Raw genomic sequence first — 15745 nt, 5'->3', positions numbered from 1 at the left:
CCCGGGCGTCCCGGCCGCGGTCAGCGCCACGGCAGCGCCGCGGCCCGCCCGCTCGGCTCGGCGAAGGCCCGCACCGCGCACAGGCTCACGTAGGGCGAGCCGTTGGTGCGCGAGACCGCGATCCGCACCGCCGCGGCCTCGACCGGATCGAAGTCGTGGATGCGGTGCCGGTGGCGGTTCCCGCTCACTTCCGCGAGCGTGCGCCACTCGCCGCCGACGAGGGCTTCGACCGTGTAGTCGGCGGCGAGCTCGGGCATGACGCGGAAGCCGGTGCGGTGGTGGTGGAGGTTGATGAGGTCCTCGTCGACGTCGTCGTTCCACACCAGGCGCAGCGAGGCGAGCCGCCGCGGCTCGGGCCAGGCGAGTTCGAGGCGCACCGGGTCGGCGGCCAGCGCTTCCGCGCTGAGCGGCGCGCTCGACCACAGGTTCGGGCCGCCGTAGGGTCGCTGGTGGTCGCCGACGACCTGGGCGGGAACGTATGCGGCGGTGGCGGGTTCGACGGTGAGCGCGAACGAGCGGCGGCGGAGCATCCGGGCGTTCCAGTCGGTGACGGCCTGGGCCTGCTCCTCGGCGATGTGGTCGTCGAAGGCCTGGTCGGTGGTGAGCTTGGCTCCCATGGCGAGGACGCCGTGGGGGCGTTCGCCGGTGAGGGCGAGCGCGGCGTGCGGGTCGGCGCGCACGACGACCACGGCCTGCCGGTTGCCGCCGGGCGGCTCCCAGTCGAAGGCGGCGCGGGCGGTGCCGGTGCCGGCGGGGACGTGGACCTCGCGGGTGGCGAGGTGTCCGATGGGGACGGCGTTCTGGGGCCGGCCGGTGTCCCACAGCTCGATGCGCAGGACGGTGTCGCGGTCGGCGCGGACGTCGAGTTCGACGGCGTCGAGGCGGGGGTCGGCGGGGACGAGGACGGCGACGTCGCGGTCGAGGGGGAAGTACTCGCCGGTGGCGTGGGGCCGGGTGGTGACGGCGGCGAGGGTGCTGGTGGCGGTGACCGCGGCCTGGCGGGCGAGGTCGTCGGGGTCGTCGCGGCGGACCCCGATGACCGGGGCGTCCTCGCGCAGGAGGGTCCGCTGGAGCTCGGCGAGGCGGTCGCGGCCGACCGCGCGCGGCGAGAGGCGTTCGCGGGCGGCGAGGGCGGCGGCGGTGCCGACGGCCTGGCCCTGGGTGGCACAGGTCGCCATGACGCGGGTGGAGCCGAAGGCCACGTGGGAGGCGGAGATGTTGCGGCCGGCGAACAGGAGGTTGCCGACGTCCTTGGAGTAGAGGCTGCGGTAGGGGATCTGGTAGGTGCCGTCGCTGTAGCGCTGCTGGGCTCCGGCGCGCTCGGCGTAGACGCCTTCCACCGGGTGGAGGTCGATGGACCAGCCGCCGAAGGCGACGGCGTCGTCGAACTCGCGCTGGGCGAGGATGTCGTGCTGGGTGAGGGTGTAGTCGCCCCACAGCCGCCGGTACTCGCGCTTGCCGGGGACGGCCCCGACCCATTCGAGGGTGAGGCGCTCGGCGTCGAACTCGCCGGAGTTCTTGATGTAGTCCCAGATGCCGAAGACCACGGACCACAGCTCGTCGCGGATGCGCTCGTTGTCGTGGACGGTGTCGAGTTCGCCGCCCCACTCGATCCACCAGTAGTCGCAGCCGTTGTCGCCGGTGCGGATGATGCGGTTGGCGAGGATGGGGGTGTCGCGGATGTCCTTGGTGGCGAGCGGGGGCACGAAGGGCACGGGGCGTCCGGCGTCCTTGGTGTAGAAGAAGATCGAGGAGCCGAGGAGTTCGTCGTCGGCGGTCTCGGGGGCCCACGGCTCGTCGTATTCGGCGCGGGCTTCGCGGCCGATGCGGGAGGTCGCGCCCGCGAGGTGGGCGACGAGGCCGTCGCCGGTGCAGTCGATGAAGACGGGGGCCTCGAAGCGGGTCTCGGTCTCCGAACCCATGGTCCAGCCGGTGACGGCGGCGATGCGGGGCCCGTCGGGCCCGGGCTCGCCCATCTCCAGCTGGCGCACATCGGTGTTCAGGTGCAGTGCGACGTTCGGTTCGGCGCGCACGAGGTCGAGGACGGTCTGGTCCCAGTAGTAGGGGTTGCCCTCGGGGTTGCGGTGGTTGTTCTCCAGGAACAGCTCCCCCATGAGGCCGGTCTCGCGGGCGTAGCGCTGGGTGCCGTGGGCGGTGGCGCCGACGACCCAGACGCGGACCTCGCTGGAGGAGTTGCCGCCGAGGACGGGCCGGTTGGTGACCAGCGCGACCTTCGCTCCGAGACGGGCGGCGGCGACGGCCGCGCAGGTGCCGGCGAGTCCTCCTCCGATCACGACCACGTCGTGCTGCTGCACTCGCTGCTTCATTGCGTCTCCCTACCTCGGCGTTGCGGCCAGTGTACCGCTCAGTGAAAGATATGTTTCACCTAGTGGTTTACAACGATCATTCACTGGTATACGCTCGGTCGACAACGACAATGATGTTGAATGGAGCACCTATGGCTCAGGAACCGGCCCTCGAAAGCGCGTCCCGCCCGCCCGAAGCGGTCGCGCCCGTCGACGACGAGGCCCGCCGACGCCGCATGCGGAAGGTCATCACCGCCGCCGGCATCGGCCACTTCGTCGAATGGTTCGACTTCGGGCTCTACGGCACCCTGGCATCGGTCATCGCGGTCCACTTCTTCCGTGAAGGGGACGCGCAGGCCGCCCTCCTGTCGTCCTTCGCCGTCTTCGGCGCCGGCTTCGTCATGCGCCCCCTCGGCGGCCTCTTCTTCGGCTCGATGGGCGACCGGCTCGGCCGCAAGAACACGCTCGCGCTGGTCATCCTCATCACTTCCGGCGCCACCCTCGCCATGGGCCTGCTGCCGACGGTCGACCAGGTCGGCGTGTGGGCCCCGGCGCTGCTCGTGGTCGTGCGGCTCGTGCAGGGCTTCGCGGCCGGCGGCGAGTCCAGCGGCGCGACCACGCTGCTCGCCGAGTACGCGCCCTCCAACCGCCGCGGCTTCGTCTCCAGCTTCGTCGACGTCTTCGGCTTCGCCGCGTTCGTCGTCAGCGCCGGCCTGGTCCTGCTCTACACCTCGGTCCTGGGCACCGACGCCCTCAACGACTGGGGCTGGCGCGTCATGTTCATGCTCGCCCTGCCGCTGGGACTCTCCGGCCTCTACCTGCGCCGCAAACTCGAAGACACCCCCGAGTTCCAGGCGATCCAGGCCAAGGGCGAGGTCACCGCGGCCCCGCTGCGGACCTCAGTCAGCCGCTGGTGGAAGGCCCTGCTGTTCTGCGTCGGCTTCGTCGTCCTCAAGGCCGTCGGCCACTGGATCCTCCAGACCTTCATGCCCTCCTACCTGCAATCGGACCTCGGGTACTCGCAGCAGACCAGCTACGCCGTCACCGTCGTCGGCCTGCTCGCGATCACCGTCCTCGTCCCGGTGTTCGGCCTCCTCTCCGACAGGATCGGGCGCCGCCCGGTCATGCTCCTGGGCGCCGGCGGCTTCCTGCTGCTGACCTACCCGACCCTGATGCTCATGGACGGCGGCACCTTCTGGGCCGCGGCCTCCGCGATGATCCTGCTCGGGATCTTCATGGCCGCCTACGACGGCGCCATGAGCGCCGCCATGGCCGAGCTGTTCCCCACCAACATCCGGTACGGCTCCATGGCGATCGCCTACAACATCTCGGTCGCCGCGTTCGGCGGCATCACCCCGTGGTTCTCCCAGAGCCTCATCTCCTGGACCGGCAACCAGTTCGCGCCCGCGTTCTACGTCATGGGCGCCGCACTCGTCACGTTCCTCGTCGTCCTCGGCGCCCGCGAGACCTCGCGGCTGCCCCTGAAGGAGTCCTGATGCGCATCGCAGTCACGGGGGCCTCCGGCCGCGTCGGCGGCGCGGTCGCCGCCCGACTGGTCGACAACGGCCACACCGTCATCGGCCTCGACCTCGTCGCGCCCCGGCAGGCCGTCCCCGGCGTCGACTACCTCATCGGCGACCTCGCCGACCTCGAACCGTCCGACCCCCGGCTCGCCGAAGTCGAGGCCGTCGCCCACCTCGGGGCCCTCATGTCCTGGGACGAGGCCGACGCCGCGCGCCTCCACCACGCCAACGTCACCGCCACGCTCAACCTCGTGCGCGCCCTCGACGGCGGCGCCGTGCGGCGCTTCGTCCTCGCCAGCACCGGCGAGGTCTACCCGGAGAACGCGCCGCAGTACCAGCCGCTGGACGAGGCGCATCCGCGCCTGCCGCGCACCTGGTACGGCCTGTCGAAAGTCCTCGCCGAAGAGACCGTCGCGTTCGCGGCCCGCACCCGCGGCTGGGACGCCGTCGCGCTCCGCTTCTCCCACACGCAGCACCCGGCCGAACTCCTCGACCCCGACTCCTTCTTCTCCGGCCCGCGCTTCTTCGCGTCCCGCCGCCACCGCAAGGCCCTCGCCGCAGGGGACCATGCGCTCGCCGAGCAGCTCGCCCCGTACGCCGGAGACGACGGAACCCTCCTGGTGGCCCGCCGCTCCGACGGGGCGCCCGTCCGGATGGGCATCCTCGCGACCGACGACCTCGCCCGCGGCGTCGTCCTCGCCGTGGAGGCCGACACGACCGGCTACGAGGTCGCGGGCCTGGGCCCCGACGACTCCACCGACCTGGGCGACTTCGCCCGGGATCTGGCCGAGGCGGCCGGACTCGACACCGTCGAGGTCACCCTCCCGCCCACCGCGCCCGGCTACGTCACCTCCAACACGCGCGCCCGTGAACTGTTCGGCTTCACGCCCCGGATCACCCGGGACGACATGGTCCGCCTGGCAGCAGAGGCGCACCGGGAGCGCACCGCGGCAGGGTAGAACAGCACGAGAGCTCTTGGCCGAGAACACGGTCATGCGGTCATCACACCAGACCTGCACGGCGGCGAAACGGCCTCCACCTTGGAGGAAGGATTCGATCTGGTCGAACGGATCGGTTGGGAGGCGGTTGCCGCACCGGCGCGAGGCGGGGCAGCGTTTTCCAACCGATTCCAATGATGCCTTCACCGATCGGTCGTGCTCGGGTGCACTGGACCTGCACCAGTGCCGGCCGGCCGCAAGACGGGCGGCGGCACACCGGGGCCCGGCCCCGGCCACACCGCAAGGGAGCCATCAATGAACCGTTCCATCGATCATCGCCGCACCATGGGAATGGCGCTCGCCGCCCTGCTCGCGGCCGCCGCGTTCGCCCTCACCTTCGCGCTCACCGCCTCCCCCGCCCATGCCGCCGATACGGGCGGCCCGGCCGCGGCGGTCGCCACGGCCGCCGACGGCGACGTCAGCGCCCAGACCTCGGCCGACTGCGTCTACTACCTGAGGGCGGTCGGGTACGAGGTCGGACCGAAGCGAACCCAGGCCTGCAACACCGGCGGCTCTGGCAGCTGGGGCGCCAAGGCGTTCTGCATGATCGGCCTCATGGACGGCGGGGTCAGCGAATACCACGCCGACAACGCCTGCACCCTCGCCGCGCGATAGCCGCATCCCGGCCGGGGCCGAGCCGAACACGCTCGGCCCCGGCCGCACGCCGCGGCCGAGGCGCCATCCGATTCTGAGCGAACGCCGGGATTCGACCGTCTCCCCGCACGGCCGCCCGGGACCGCCGGAGCGATTCGACGGCGCCAGACGGTCCCGGGCGGCCGTGCGGCTACTCGTTGAATCCCTGGTATGCGCAGGGCACCAGGGCGTGGCAGAGCCGCATCCGGTAGATGAGGCCGGTGATGACGTCGTAGCTGAAGCTCTCGCAGGTGCCCGCGCCCAAGTCGTTGTTCTTGCAGCGCAGGGTGACCCAGCCGGTCCGCGGAGTGTAGGTCTGGAGGCAGCCCTCGACGCTGTAGCCGTCCTTGAGGGAGTCGTAGACGCGGAAGGAGTCGCCGTCGTCGACGTGCTGCATGGCGCCGACCTGGCGGCCGTCGATGTCGGACAGGATGAGCCAGGTGTCGCCCGCGAGCGCGGCGCTCCCGGTCCGCGGACTGCGGAGAAGTGGCCGCCCTCGACGGCGAACACCGCCATGCGCCCGGAGGTGCCGTGCCGGGCCGAGGCGGGATCGGCGCGGCGGAGGCCGGCCTTGATGCCGTAGAGCAGCGTCCCGGTCCCCCCGAAGGTGAACAGCGCTCGGACCTGGCGGGGATCGGCGTCGATCAGCGATGCCAGGATCCGGGCGACCGCCTGCTCGGCGGCCACCGTGTTCCCGCCCTGGTCGTTGTTGATCAGGTTCACGTTGAGCGCCAGCGACAAGGATTGCACCGCAGCCGAGACGGCGTTCACCGCAGCGCCGATGTTGTGCTGCGCCGCCGGGCTGCGCCAGTTCACCGCGCCGGCGAAGAAGTCCTCTGCCATCGCTCCCGCCAGCGCGCCGGGGTCCGGCGCGGACTCGTCGCCGAGGCGGGCGTACTGCTCCGCGAGCTGCTCGATGCGGTCCGGCCCGACCGGTCCCGGGACCCGCGCGGCATCGCCGTCGAGCACACCTGCGAAGCCGCCTACGCCATGGGCGATGGCGTCGAGCAGCGTCCGACGACCCCAGAGCTTCTCGTAGAAGTCCTTGGTTTCCCGCATCTCCGCAGCCCCCGCACGATTGACTTTTCCGAGGCCGAGCATTCCACGCCCGCCGCCGCACGAGCGGAAGCGAAACACCGCGGTACGGCGTGTCGACGACGGCCAGTGCGTAGCACCCGGCGATAAGCACGGGAACCAAGAAGGTCGTGAAGACCCACACGTTCCGACTCGGACCGCACCTGGTGACCGTCGGCGCAAGGACAGGCAGCCAGCGTCGGTCCCATGGAGCCCTTGACCTTCGGACCCGCGCGCCGGGCCGAACTCGCCGACCTCGAAACCGATGTCGTCGCCTGGTTCGCCGAGGATTCAGGGACGAGGGAGCCGACCAGGCGCTGATCGTCTGGTACCGCGACGTGGACGGGGTTGACGGCGGCAGCGCTCGAAACCGACGACCGTGAGGTAGTTGGCCAACCTGATCTTCGACGGCTCGCAGGCCAGGTCAGACGGGTGCGAAGCTGGCCCGCAGACCAAGGGGGCGCAGGATCGTCTGCGGGACCATCGGGATGTCGGGGTTCGCGAGCTCGATGGCGTAGCGGTGGGCCAGCCTGGAGACGCTCAGGGTCAGCTCCATCATGGCGAGCTGGTTCCCGATGCAGATGCGGGGACCGGCGCCGAAGGGGATGTAGGCGTGGCGGGCGTGCGGGGACTCCGGGCCGTCCCAGCGTTCCGGGAGGAACTCCTCGGGCCGGTCCCACCAGCGCGGATCGCGGTGCACCACATAGGGGCTGAACATGATCTGCTCGCCCGGCTCAAATCGCCAGCCGCCGAGTTCCGCGGGCGCCGCGACCTCGCGTCCGCCGAACCAGCTGGGCGGGTACATGCGCAGTACCTCCTTGACGAAGGCTTCGGCGAGCGGGCGGCCGGGAGCCGTGGGGTCGCCGAGCGACTCGGCCTCCTCACGGAGGGCCCGGGCGTGTTCGGGGTATAGGGCGAGCTGCCTTGCGGCCCAGGTGAGAGCGGCGCCCGGTGCGCCGTACCCGGCGCGGAGCATCAGGTTCAGGGGCATGTGGACGTGCTCGGGGTCGCCCGGGGAGGATTCGAGGAATACGTCCAGCAGATCGCGCGGGCCGTCTTCCGGAGGCAGGTCCCGGCGGGCGGCGACGCGGTCGGCGATCGCCTCGCGCAGTCCCTGCGCGCCGCGGCGCATCCGGACGCGGCCGGGGGTGGCGAGCCAGGACGGGAGCCGGTACGGGCGGTCCATCAGCACCTGCGTGGCGCGGACGGCCCGGTCGACGGCGTCCACGATCGGCGCGACGTCGCGGCCGTCACCACCGAAGATGAAGTCGGCCACGGCGAATCCGGCGGCCCGCATCATGACGTCGTTGGCGTCGACCTCGCGGCCGCCGGTCTCTTTCATCACCCGGTCGAACGCGTCGACCAGGCGGGCGGCGTGCCGGGCCGACGCGGATCTGTTGACGCCGCGCCAGCCCTTGCGGCGGGCGGCCATGGTGGTCGGGATGGTGCTCAGCAGCCGCTCGAAGCGCCCCTTGTCCGAGAACATCGAGACCTCGGAGGCGAACTCCGCATTGGTGCGCGCGTGGAGCTGCTGGATGAGGGCGGGGTCCAGGACGACCGTGGAGACGTCGCTGAAGCTGAACACATCGCCGTACTCGCGCTGGTTACGCAGGAGGAATCCGATCCTGTCGCGCTGGTACGCGCGCTGGTTCCCGAACAGCCCGTGCGGCCCGGGCGGGCGCGAGCCCGAGTCCTCGCTCAATGCGCCTCCTTCGGACGTGCGAACGGGGCGCGTTCGCCTCGACGCGCCCCGTCTTCGATCGACTTAGCCGTAGAAGTGTTCCGGCGGCCACTGGTTGCGTCCAGCCATGCGCTGGGACTTGCGGCGGAGAATGCGGTTGATGATCTTCATGGTCCATCACCCTTCCTCGATCGTTGAACGGTGCCATTGAATCTATGGCGGATCCGGCTGCGGGTCAAGGGTTTCCAAGTGGGTCTGACGGTCTCCTGACGAAATTTCCGGACAAACTAGGCGCTCTGCCATGCATCCAGATCCATGGCCCGAAGCGTGGTGACGATCTCATCCGCGTACGCCCGGGTGGACTTGATCTCGCGTTCGCGGGCGGCCTTGCCGAGGTCGCGGCGCAGGTCCGCAGAGGCGATGAGCCTGCGTACGGCCGCAGCCACGGCCGAGACGTCCGGACCGAGCCCGGCTTCACCGGAGGCGACGGGCACCAGCAGGCCGTTGACGCCGTCGTCGATCCGCTCGGTGAACGCTGGAATGTCGGTGGCCACCACGGGAAGCCCGGCCCCCATGGCCTCCTGGAGCACCAGGCCGTACGTCTCCAGCGGCGAGGGGGCCACCAGGAGATCGGCCTCTCGGTAGGCGCCGAGCACCTCTTCACGGGGCAGGGCACCGCGGAAGTGCAGCGTCACACCGGCTGCGGCTGCGGCTTCTCTCAGTCGCTCCCGCATGCCGCCGGCCCCGATCACCGTGCATTCGACCGTGCCCGGCGGCAGCTCGCCGAGCGCCTGGATCAGGGGAACCAGCCCCTTGTTCGGGTCGAGACGGCTCACCACCAGGATCTGCGCCGGGCCCGCCATCTCATAGGAGGTCTTAGCAGAGGGGCGATCGCCACAAGGGAGCTCCACGACCGCGACCTTGTCAGCGCACCAAGGGTATTCGTCCCGCAGCAGACCCGCCGTCGCCTCAGACGGCGCCAGGATGAGCGATGAGCGGCGGTATCCCTCGAGCTCCAACGCCCGCATCACATGCCGGTCGATCCAGCGAGGACGCGACACCCCTGATCGCTCCATGACCACGTCCGCGAGATGGACCGTGGTCAGCAGCGGCGCATCGTTGGCTTCGGCCGCCTCGCATGCAAGCGGCACCATGATCGGATCGTGGTTGTGGACGATGTCGAACCCGGACTCCGACTCGTCCAGCGGGCCGAGCAGCGCATGGTTGTACGCCAGTCGATCAGCCATGAACCAGCGCGGGTGCAGATGGTCTCCTTTGGACAGCGGGCTGTCCGCATCATGCCGCTCGCCCGCGTTCACGACCTCGACCAGGCCTCCATGCAGCGTGCGGCGGACCGGGCCATCGGCCTTGCGCGTGGCGACAAGGGCACGGTGCCCGTTCTCGGCCAGCCCCTTCACCAGATCGGCGACATGGATACCGGCCCCGAACATGGGGTTAGGCGGAAAGTCGTTGGTGAGCTCCAGAAAACGCATGGGGGCGAGACTATTCCGACTCGGCTCGGTCGGGTCCAGGGCGAGCGAGGCTTTGACCTACGGCGGAGGGTCGTGGTAACAGCCGGTAAGGTCCGCCAGCGCGAAAGCCCCGGCCTGTGAGCCGGGGCTTTCGCTTAGGAGCCGGAACGAGAGCCGATCGCCCTCTCAGTCGGACTCCGCAAGGTCCGGCGCGGGCGCCATGCTGTCTGCATGGCGCCCGCGAGACGCGATGCCCGAGCCGGGCGGCGGCGCCGGCCGGGTCCTCCGGCGCTCCGGCTCCGCGCCGCCCGGCACTACGATGGGCGCTCACGGACGATTTGGGGGCGCGGATGCGGCGGCTCGGGGAGCTGGAGGCGGCGATCATGGCGGTGCTGTGGGGCGCCGCGGAGGCGGTGACCGTGCGCGGGGTCCTGGAGGCCCTCGAACGGGAGCCCGAACCGGCCTACACGACCGTGATGACCGTGCTGGACAACCTGCACCGCAAGGACATCGTGACGCGCGAGCGCGTCGGCCGCGCCTGGGCGTACCGCCCGGCGCTCGCCCGGGAGGACTTCGACGCCGAGGCCATGGCGTCGGTCCTGGAGTCCTCGGCCGACCGCGGCGCGACGCTCCTGCGGTTCATCGGGAAGATCTCGCTGGAGGAGCTGGCGCAGCTCAAGGCCCTGATGGACGAGGCCGAAGGACGGCCGTCGTGATCGCCGCCGGACTCCTCCTCTCCTATGCGGCCGTGCTCGGCTGGTACGGGCCGCGCGTGCTGGAGCGGGCCCGGTGGGTCTCGTCGCTGCCGCGGCTGGCGATCGCGTCGTGGTTCGCGCTCGCGGGGTCGTGGCTCCTGGCGGTCGTGCTCGCGGGCGCGGTCCTGGTGGTGCCCTTGGAGGTCCACGACGGCGGCCCGCGCGGCTTCGCGTGGCACTGCCTCACGGAGCTGCGGGAGCACTACGGGACGTTCGGTGCGATCGCACTCGGCTCCATCGCGGTCGTGCTCGTGTTCGGAGTGCCCGCGCGGGCGCTCGGGACGCTCGCGGCCGTGGCGCGGGAGGCCGGGCGGGAGCGGGACCTGTTGCGGCGCATGCTGTCCGGATGCCACGTGGAGCCCGTGTCCGGGGCGAGCGTGGTCGACGACTCGCGGGTCGCCGCGTTCTGCCTGCCCGGCCGCGGGGGCCTCATCGCGCTCACGTCAGGGGCCGTCGCGCTCCTGGACCGGCCGCAGCTGCGGGCCGTCGTGGCGCACGAGCGGGCGCACCTGGCCGGGCGGCACCACCTGATCGCGCTCGTCGCCGAGGCGGCGGGCCGGGCGTTCCGGGCCGTGCCGCTGTTCGCGAGAATGCCGGATCACGTTGCGCACCTGGTGGAGATGGCCGCCGACGACACCGCCGCGCGGGCGGCCGGGCGGCGCACGCTCGCCGCGAGCCTCCTCCATGTGGCCGCGGCGCAGGTGCCGCCGCGGGCGATGGCCGCGAGCGGCGGCGACACCGTCGCACGGATCGAACGGCTCCTCGGCGAGCGGAGCGGACCCGGCCCCGCCGGGGTCGGGACGATCCTCGGCGGGAACCTCGCGGCGCTCGCGGCGCCGCTCCTGATCATGGCCGCGCCGGTCGCGGCCGCAGTGGGCATCGCCTGCTGCTAGAGCTCCTTGGGGACCGTGACCTCCTTGGGGACCGGGCAGCGGCCCGGTTCGTCGCACCCGGCGTGGGCGGCCGGTTCGACCTGGACCGTGGGGTGGTCGATGCCCCAGTCCGCGCGCAGGAGGTCCTGGGCGCGGTCGAGGACGGCGTGGCCGTCGGCGCCCGGCTCGGTGACCAGATGCGCGGTGCCGACGTGCATCCCGGAGGTGAGGGTCCAGACGTGCACGTCGTGGACCTCGCGCACGCCGTCGATCCCGGCGAGCGACCCGGCGACCCGCGCCGGCTCGATCCCGGGCGGGGCGTGCTGGGCGAGGATCGCGAGCACCTGGCGGCCCAAGGGCAGTGCGCGGGCCACGACGAACACGCCGATCGCCAGGGCCACACCGGTGTCCCACACGGCCTGGCCGGTGGTCGCGACCAGGACGCCCGCGACGATGACGCCGACCGACCCGGCCGTGTCGGCCATGACTTCGAGGTACGCGCCCTTGACGTTGAGGCTCTCCCCCGCGCCCGCGCGCAGGAGGGCCATCGCGGCGATGTTCACGGCCAGGCCGAGCGCGCCGACCACCAGCATCGGGCCGACCTGGATCTCAGGGGACGCGCCGATCCGGCCGATCGCCTCAGCGACGATGTAGACGGCCACGCCGAGCATGACGAGGACCGCGAACGCGGAGGCGAACATCTCGGCGCGGTAGGAGCCGTAGGAGCGGCGGCCGGTGGTGTCGGGGCGCACGGCGAGGCGGGTGGCGACCAGGGCGGCGGTGAGGGTGGTGACGTCGGCGGCCATGTGCCCGGCGTCCGAGAGCAGCGACAGGGAACCGGAGAGCAGGCCGAAGACGAGTTCGACCACGAAGAAGACGCCGATCAGCGCGAGCGCGGCCCGCAGCCGCCAGGCGTGGCGTCCGCCCGCGTGAGCGGCTGCACCGTGGTCGTGTCCGTGGCCCATTGAAACTCGCTTTCAAAATCAATATCATATTGCAATGCTTGCATGTATAGGGCCGACGCTACGCGGTCCCCTGCGGGAAGTCAAGCGGAACGGGAATCTGTGAGACCGGCCGCGCGGCGGACCGCGCGGCCGGTCGGGGACTCACGCGCTGGCGGCGTCCTGCACTTCGCCGATGAGCTCTTCGATGATGTCTTCGAGGAAGAGCACGCCGGTGACGGCGCCGGAGGCGTCCGCGACGCGGGCGACGTGGGCGTTCTGGGAGCGGATCTGCGCGAGCGCGTCCTCCAGCTCGGCCGCGGCGTCGACCGCGGGGAGGTCCCGGAAGCGGTCGGCGGGGATCGGCGCGTCGAGGTCGGCCGGGCCGGTGAGGTCCAGCACGTCCTTGAGGTGCAGGTACGAGTGCGGCGCGCCGCCGTTCTCCAGGACGTAGCGGGAGTACCCGCTGTCGGAGACCGCCTCCTGCACCTGGCGCGGGGTCGCGCCCGCGGGCAGGAGCACCAGGTCGGCGAGCGGGACCTCCACGTCGGCCACCGTCTTCTCGGTGAACTCGAACGCGGCCGCGAGCGTCCCGGAGTCGTCGACGAGGGTGCCCTCGCGCTGCGACTCCTCGACGATGGTCGCGACCTCGTCGATGGTGTAGGCGCTCTGGGCCTCGTCCTTCGGCTCGATGCGGAACAGCCGCAGCACGCCGTTCGCGATCGCGTTCAGCGCCCAGATGAGCGGGCGCACGATCCGCGAGACGAGCACGAGCGGCGGCGCGAGGAGGAGCGCGGCGCGGTCGGGCACGGAGAACGCGATGTTCTTCGGGATCATCTCGCCGAAGACCACGTGGAGGAACGTCACGGCCAGCAGCGCCACCGCGAACGCGATCCCGCTGACCATCGCGGGCGTGAGCCCGGTCCAGCCGAGCGGGTATTCGAGCAGGTGGTGGATCGCCGGTTCGGAGACGTTCAGGATCACCAGGGAGCACACGGTGATGCCGAGCTGGCTCGTCGCCAGCATGAGCGTCGCGTGCTCCATGGCCCACAGGGTCGTCTTCGCCGCGCGGCTTCCCGCGGCGGCGCGCGGCTCGATCTGGGAGCGGCGGGCCGAGATGACGGCGAACTCCGCGCCCACGAAGAACGCGTTGGCGACCAGCAGGACCACCAGCCAGACCAGTCCGGGCACGTACTCGCTCATCGGTCGGCCTCCTGCTCGAAGGTTTCCAGGATGCGCTCGCGCGTGCCGCCGAAGGCCGGGTCGGTGGCCGGGTCGTCGGGCAGGTAGCGGAGGCGGTCGATGCGGGAGCCGGTGAGCCGGTCCACGCGGAGGAGGCCGCGTTCGAGGCGGATCTCCTCGCCGAGCGCGGGGATGCGCTCCAGCGCGTCGAGGACGTAGCCCGCGACGGTCTCGTAGTCCTCCCCTTCGGGGATGCGGATTCCGGCGCGCTCCCAGAGCTCGTCGGGCCGCAGGGAGCCGGAGACGACGACGGAGTCGGCGTGCTTGACGATGTCGGCGCGGCGCCGGTCGTGCTCGTCGTGGACCTCGCCGAGGAGCTCCTCCACGAGGTCTTCGAGGGTGACGATCCCGGCGGTGCCGCCGTACTCGTCGACGACCACGGCGATCTGGAAGCCGCGCCCGCGCAGCGTCCCCAGCAGCGAGCCGACGCCCGCGGTCTCGGGGACCTTGAGCGGCTCGGACATGAGGTCGGTGACGGGAACGGCGGCGCGGCGGTCGAACTCGACGCCGTACGCGGTCTTGACGTGCGCGACGCCGATGACGTCGTCGACGTCCTCCCCCAGGACGGGGAACCGGGAGTGCCCGGTCCGGGCCGCCTCGGCGATGACGTCGGCGGCGGTGGCCGTGCGCTCCAAGGTGACCGCGTTGACGCGCGGGGTCATCACCTCTCCGGCGGTGTGGCTGGAGAAGGTGAGCGTGCGGTGGAGCATCGCCGCTTCGTCGCGGTCGAGGGCGCCTTCGGTGGCGGAGCGGCGGATGAGGAAGCTCAGCTCCTCGGCGCTGCGCGCCCCCGACAGCTCCTCTTTGGGCTCGATGCCCATCGCGCGGATCGTGCGGTTCGCGGTGCCGTTGAACAGCAGCACCAGCGGCTTGAAGACCGCGGTGAACCCGATCTGGAAGGGCACCACGAGCTTCGCGGTCGCCAGCGGGACCGCCAGCGCGAAGTTCTTGGGGACCAGTTCGCCGAGGATCATCGAGAACAGCGTTGCGACGACGATCGAGACGACGGCGCCCACGCCGGAGACGGCGCTCTCGGTGACGCCGAGGCCGAGGAGCGGTTCGCGCAGGAGCGAGGAGATCGCCGGTTCGAAGGTGTACCCGGCGAGGAGGGTGGTGAGGGTGATGCCGAGCTGGGCGCTCGACAGGTGGGTGGAGGTGACTCGCAGCGCCTTGATGCTCGGGCCGAGGCCCTTCTCCCCTTGGGAGCGGCGGCGTTCGAGTTCGGGCCGGTCGAGGTTGACGAGGGCGAATTCGGAGGCCACGAAGAGGCCGGTGCCGACGGTCAGGATGACACCCGCGAGGATGCCCCAGACTTCCGTGCTCAACGCTCACCTCGCTGCGGCGTGGCGGGAATCGGCAGCGGCCGCCCCGAGGTGAGCCAGGGTTTATGACTGGGTGAATCGTCCATGCGCACGAGGATAGCGGTCCCTCGGCGGTGTTCGCAGGGTGCGGGCGCCCGGATCACATTCCGTGTCGCGGGCGGTCAGAGGCCGGTCTTGCCCTGGGGTCCGGGGCCGGAGAGGGGGCCGGTGGCGGGGGTGTCGGGGTCGGCGCCGCGGGTCTCGCGGATGCGGCGGAGGGTCCAGCCGATGTGGCGTTCGACGGCGGCGACGGCGGCCGCGGGGTCGCCTTCGGCGAGGATGTCGCGGAGTTCGGCGTGCTCGCTCCAGGCGGAGGCGCGGAAGTGGTCGCGGTCGAGGCGGGCGTTGAGGAACATGGAGACCTGGCTGCGCAGGAGGTTCCAGGTGCGCTGGAGGCGGGTGTGGTCGGCGGCGGCGTAGACGAGGTCGTGGAATTCGAGGTCGAGGGCGACGTGGTCGTCGTCGGGGGCGAGGGCCTTCATGCGGGCGATGACGTCGTCCATGCGGGCGAGGGTCTCGGGGGTGGCGCGGGCGGCGCAGCGCTCCATGGCGAGGCGTTCGATGGCGAGGCGGAGGGAGTAGACCTCTTCGATGTCGTCGAAGGTGAGGGTGATGACGCGGGCGCCGCGGTGGCGGAGGGTCTCGATGAGGCCGTCGCGTTCGAGGATCGAGATCGCTTCGCGGACGGGGCCGCGGCTGACGGCCATGGAGTCGGCGAGTTCGGCTTCCTTGAGGCGTTCGCCGGGAGCGAGGAGGCCGCGGGTGATCATCTCGCGGAGGCGGTCGGCGACGAGCGTGGACAGGGCGGGGGGCATCGCGGGCGCGCCCATGAGGTCCGGTGCCGCCACGTCGGTCTCCTCTCCTGTGCCCGGGCCGCCTGCCGGCCC

At 71.6% G+C, this 15745-nt stretch carries 14 protein-coding genes; 6 read left to right on the top strand and 8 right to left on the bottom strand.

The window, feature by feature from the left end; translation table 11 throughout:
* Window positions 1-20 precede the first annotated feature (20 nt).
* Window positions 21-2327, bottom strand: coding sequence for an FAD-dependent oxidoreductase (locus B0I28_RS04385; RefSeq protein WP_106362552.1), 2307 nt, complete (start codon window positions 2325-2327; stop codon window positions 21-23).
* A 131-nt stretch (window positions 2328-2458) separates the two neighbouring features.
* Between B0I28_RS04385 and B0I28_RS04380 the strand changes: the two genes are divergently transcribed.
* The 3 genes from B0I28_RS04380 to B0I28_RS04365 all read left to right on the top strand — a co-directional run bounded on the left by B0I28_RS04380 (window position 2459) and on the right by B0I28_RS04365 (window position 5442).
* Entirely contained in the window at window positions 2459-3802 is a 1344-nt protein-coding gene (locus B0I28_RS04380; protein WP_106362551.1) for an MFS transporter, read from the top strand.
* Window positions 3802-4788 carry an NAD-dependent epimerase/dehydratase family protein gene (locus B0I28_RS04375; protein ID WP_106362550.1) on the top strand — a complete coding sequence of 329 codons (987 nt, stop codon included), beginning with the start codon at window positions 3802-3804 and terminating at the stop codon, window positions 4786-4788. The genes B0I28_RS04380 and B0I28_RS04375 overlap by 1 nt, the downstream gene beginning before the upstream one ends.
* Before the next feature lie 294 nt (window positions 4789-5082).
* Window positions 5083-5442, top strand: coding sequence for a hypothetical protein (locus B0I28_RS04365; RefSeq protein ID WP_146147961.1), 360 nt, complete (start codon window positions 5083-5085; stop codon window positions 5440-5442).
* A 169-nt stretch (window positions 5443-5611) separates the two neighbouring features.
* Here the strand turns inward: B0I28_RS04365 and B0I28_RS04360 are convergent, their stop codons facing one another.
* Window positions 5612-5857 carry a hypothetical protein gene (locus B0I28_RS04360; protein ID WP_106362548.1) on the bottom strand — a complete coding sequence of 82 codons (246 nt, stop codon included), beginning with the start codon at window positions 5855-5857 and terminating at the stop codon, window positions 5612-5614.
* An 89-nt stretch (window positions 5858-5946) separates the two neighbouring features.
* Here B0I28_RS04360 and B0I28_RS26810 point away from each other — a divergent pair, with 89 nt between their 5' ends.
* Window positions 5947-6645 (top strand): hypothetical protein, encoded by a 699-nt coding sequence (locus B0I28_RS26810; protein WP_146147960.1) that lies wholly within the window; start codon window positions 5947-5949, stop codon window positions 6643-6645.
* A gap of 313 nt (window positions 6646-6958) precedes the next feature.
* On the opposite strand, the gene B0I28_RS04355 is transcribed toward B0I28_RS26810, so the two are convergent.
* Together B0I28_RS04355 and B0I28_RS04350 are read right to left on the bottom strand one after the other, a co-directional pair.
* Window positions 6959-8236: a cytochrome P450 gene (locus B0I28_RS04355; protein WP_106362547.1), complete on the bottom strand. Its 1278-nt coding sequence runs from the start codon at window positions 8234-8236 to the stop codon at window positions 6959-6961.
* A 266-nt stretch (window positions 8237-8502) separates the two neighbouring features.
* Window positions 8503-9708, bottom strand: coding sequence for a glycosyltransferase family 4 protein (locus B0I28_RS04350; protein WP_106362546.1), 1206 nt, complete (start codon window positions 9706-9708; stop codon window positions 8503-8505).
* A gap of 329 nt (window positions 9709-10037) precedes the next feature.
* Between B0I28_RS04350 and B0I28_RS04345 the strand changes: the two genes are divergently transcribed.
* Window positions 10038-10403 (top strand): BlaI/MecI/CopY family transcriptional regulator, encoded by a 366-nt coding sequence (locus B0I28_RS04345; RefSeq protein WP_106362545.1) that lies wholly within the window; start codon window positions 10038-10040, stop codon window positions 10401-10403.
* The gene (locus B0I28_RS04340; protein ID WP_106362544.1) at window positions 10400-11335 is read left to right on the top strand and encodes a M56 family metallopeptidase; all 936 of its coding nucleotides are present in this window, start codon (window positions 10400-10402) and stop codon (window positions 11333-11335) included. The genes B0I28_RS04345 and B0I28_RS04340 overlap by 4 nt, the downstream gene beginning before the upstream one ends.
* On the opposite strand, the gene B0I28_RS04335 is transcribed toward B0I28_RS04340, so the two are convergent.
* The 4 genes from B0I28_RS04335 to B0I28_RS04320 all read right to left on the bottom strand — a co-directional run bounded on the left by B0I28_RS04335 (window position 11332) and on the right by B0I28_RS04320 (window position 15706).
* Complete coding sequence (locus B0I28_RS04335; protein ID WP_106362543.1) at window positions 11332-12279, bottom strand: cation diffusion facilitator family transporter; 948 nt, start codon at window positions 12277-12279, stop codon at window positions 11332-11334. The genes B0I28_RS04340 and B0I28_RS04335 overlap by 4 nt on opposite strands.
* 141 nt (window positions 12280-12420) lie before the next feature.
* A complete protein-coding gene (locus tag B0I28_RS04330) occupies window positions 12421-13458 on the bottom strand; it encodes a hemolysin family protein (protein WP_106362542.1) in 1038 nt (345 codons plus the stop codon).
* Window positions 13455-14822: a hemolysin family protein gene (locus B0I28_RS04325; RefSeq protein ID WP_106362541.1), complete on the bottom strand. Its 1368-nt coding sequence runs from the start codon at window positions 14820-14822 to the stop codon at window positions 13455-13457. The genes B0I28_RS04330 and B0I28_RS04325 overlap by 4 nt, the downstream gene beginning before the upstream one ends.
* Before the next feature lie 158 nt (window positions 14823-14980).
* The gene (locus B0I28_RS04320; protein ID WP_219926539.1) at window positions 14981-15706 is read right to left on the bottom strand and encodes a GntR family transcriptional regulator; all 726 of its coding nucleotides are present in this window, start codon (window positions 15704-15706) and stop codon (window positions 14981-14983) included.
* Between the last annotated feature and the right edge of the window lie 39 nt (window positions 15707-15745).

The sequence above is a fragment of the Glycomyces artemisiae genome, assembly GCF_003002955.1.
Classification (GTDB): domain Bacteria; phylum Actinomycetota; class Actinomycetes; order Mycobacteriales; family Micromonosporaceae; genus Glycomyces; species Glycomyces artemisiae.
This window is presented reverse-complemented; position numbering and strand designations above follow the sequence as displayed.

Coding starts and splice junctions, on each gene's coding strand:
- B0I28_RS04385 (WP_106362552.1), bottom strand. CDS start 2,327: ATGAAGCAGCGAGTGCAGCAGCACGACGTGGTCGTGATCGGAGGAGGA.
- B0I28_RS04380 (WP_106362551.1), top strand. CDS start 2,459: ATGGCTCAGGAACCGGCCCTCGAAAGCGCGTCCCGCCCGCCCGAAGCG.
- B0I28_RS04375 (WP_106362550.1), top strand. CDS start 3,802: ATGCGCATCGCAGTCACGGGGGCCTCCGGCCGCGTCGGCGGCGCGGTC.
- B0I28_RS04365 (WP_146147961.1), top strand. CDS start 5,083: ATGAACCGTTCCATCGATCATCGCCGCACCATGGGAATGGCGCTCGCC.
- B0I28_RS04360 (WP_106362548.1), bottom strand. CDS start 5,857: ATGCAGCACGTCGACGACGGCGACTCCTTCCGCGTCTACGACTCCCTC.
- B0I28_RS04350 (WP_106362546.1), bottom strand. CDS start 9,708: ATGCGTTTTCTGGAGCTCACCAACGACTTTCCGCCTAACCCCATGTTC.
- B0I28_RS04345 (WP_106362545.1), top strand. CDS start 10,038: ATGCGGCGGCTCGGGGAGCTGGAGGCGGCGATCATGGCGGTGCTGTGG.
- B0I28_RS04335 (WP_106362543.1), bottom strand. CDS start 12,279: ATGGGCCACGGACACGACCACGGTGCAGCCGCTCACGCGGGCGGACGC.
- B0I28_RS04330 (WP_106362542.1), bottom strand. CDS start 13,458: ATGAGCGAGTACGTGCCCGGACTGGTCTGGCTGGTGGTCCTGCTGGTC.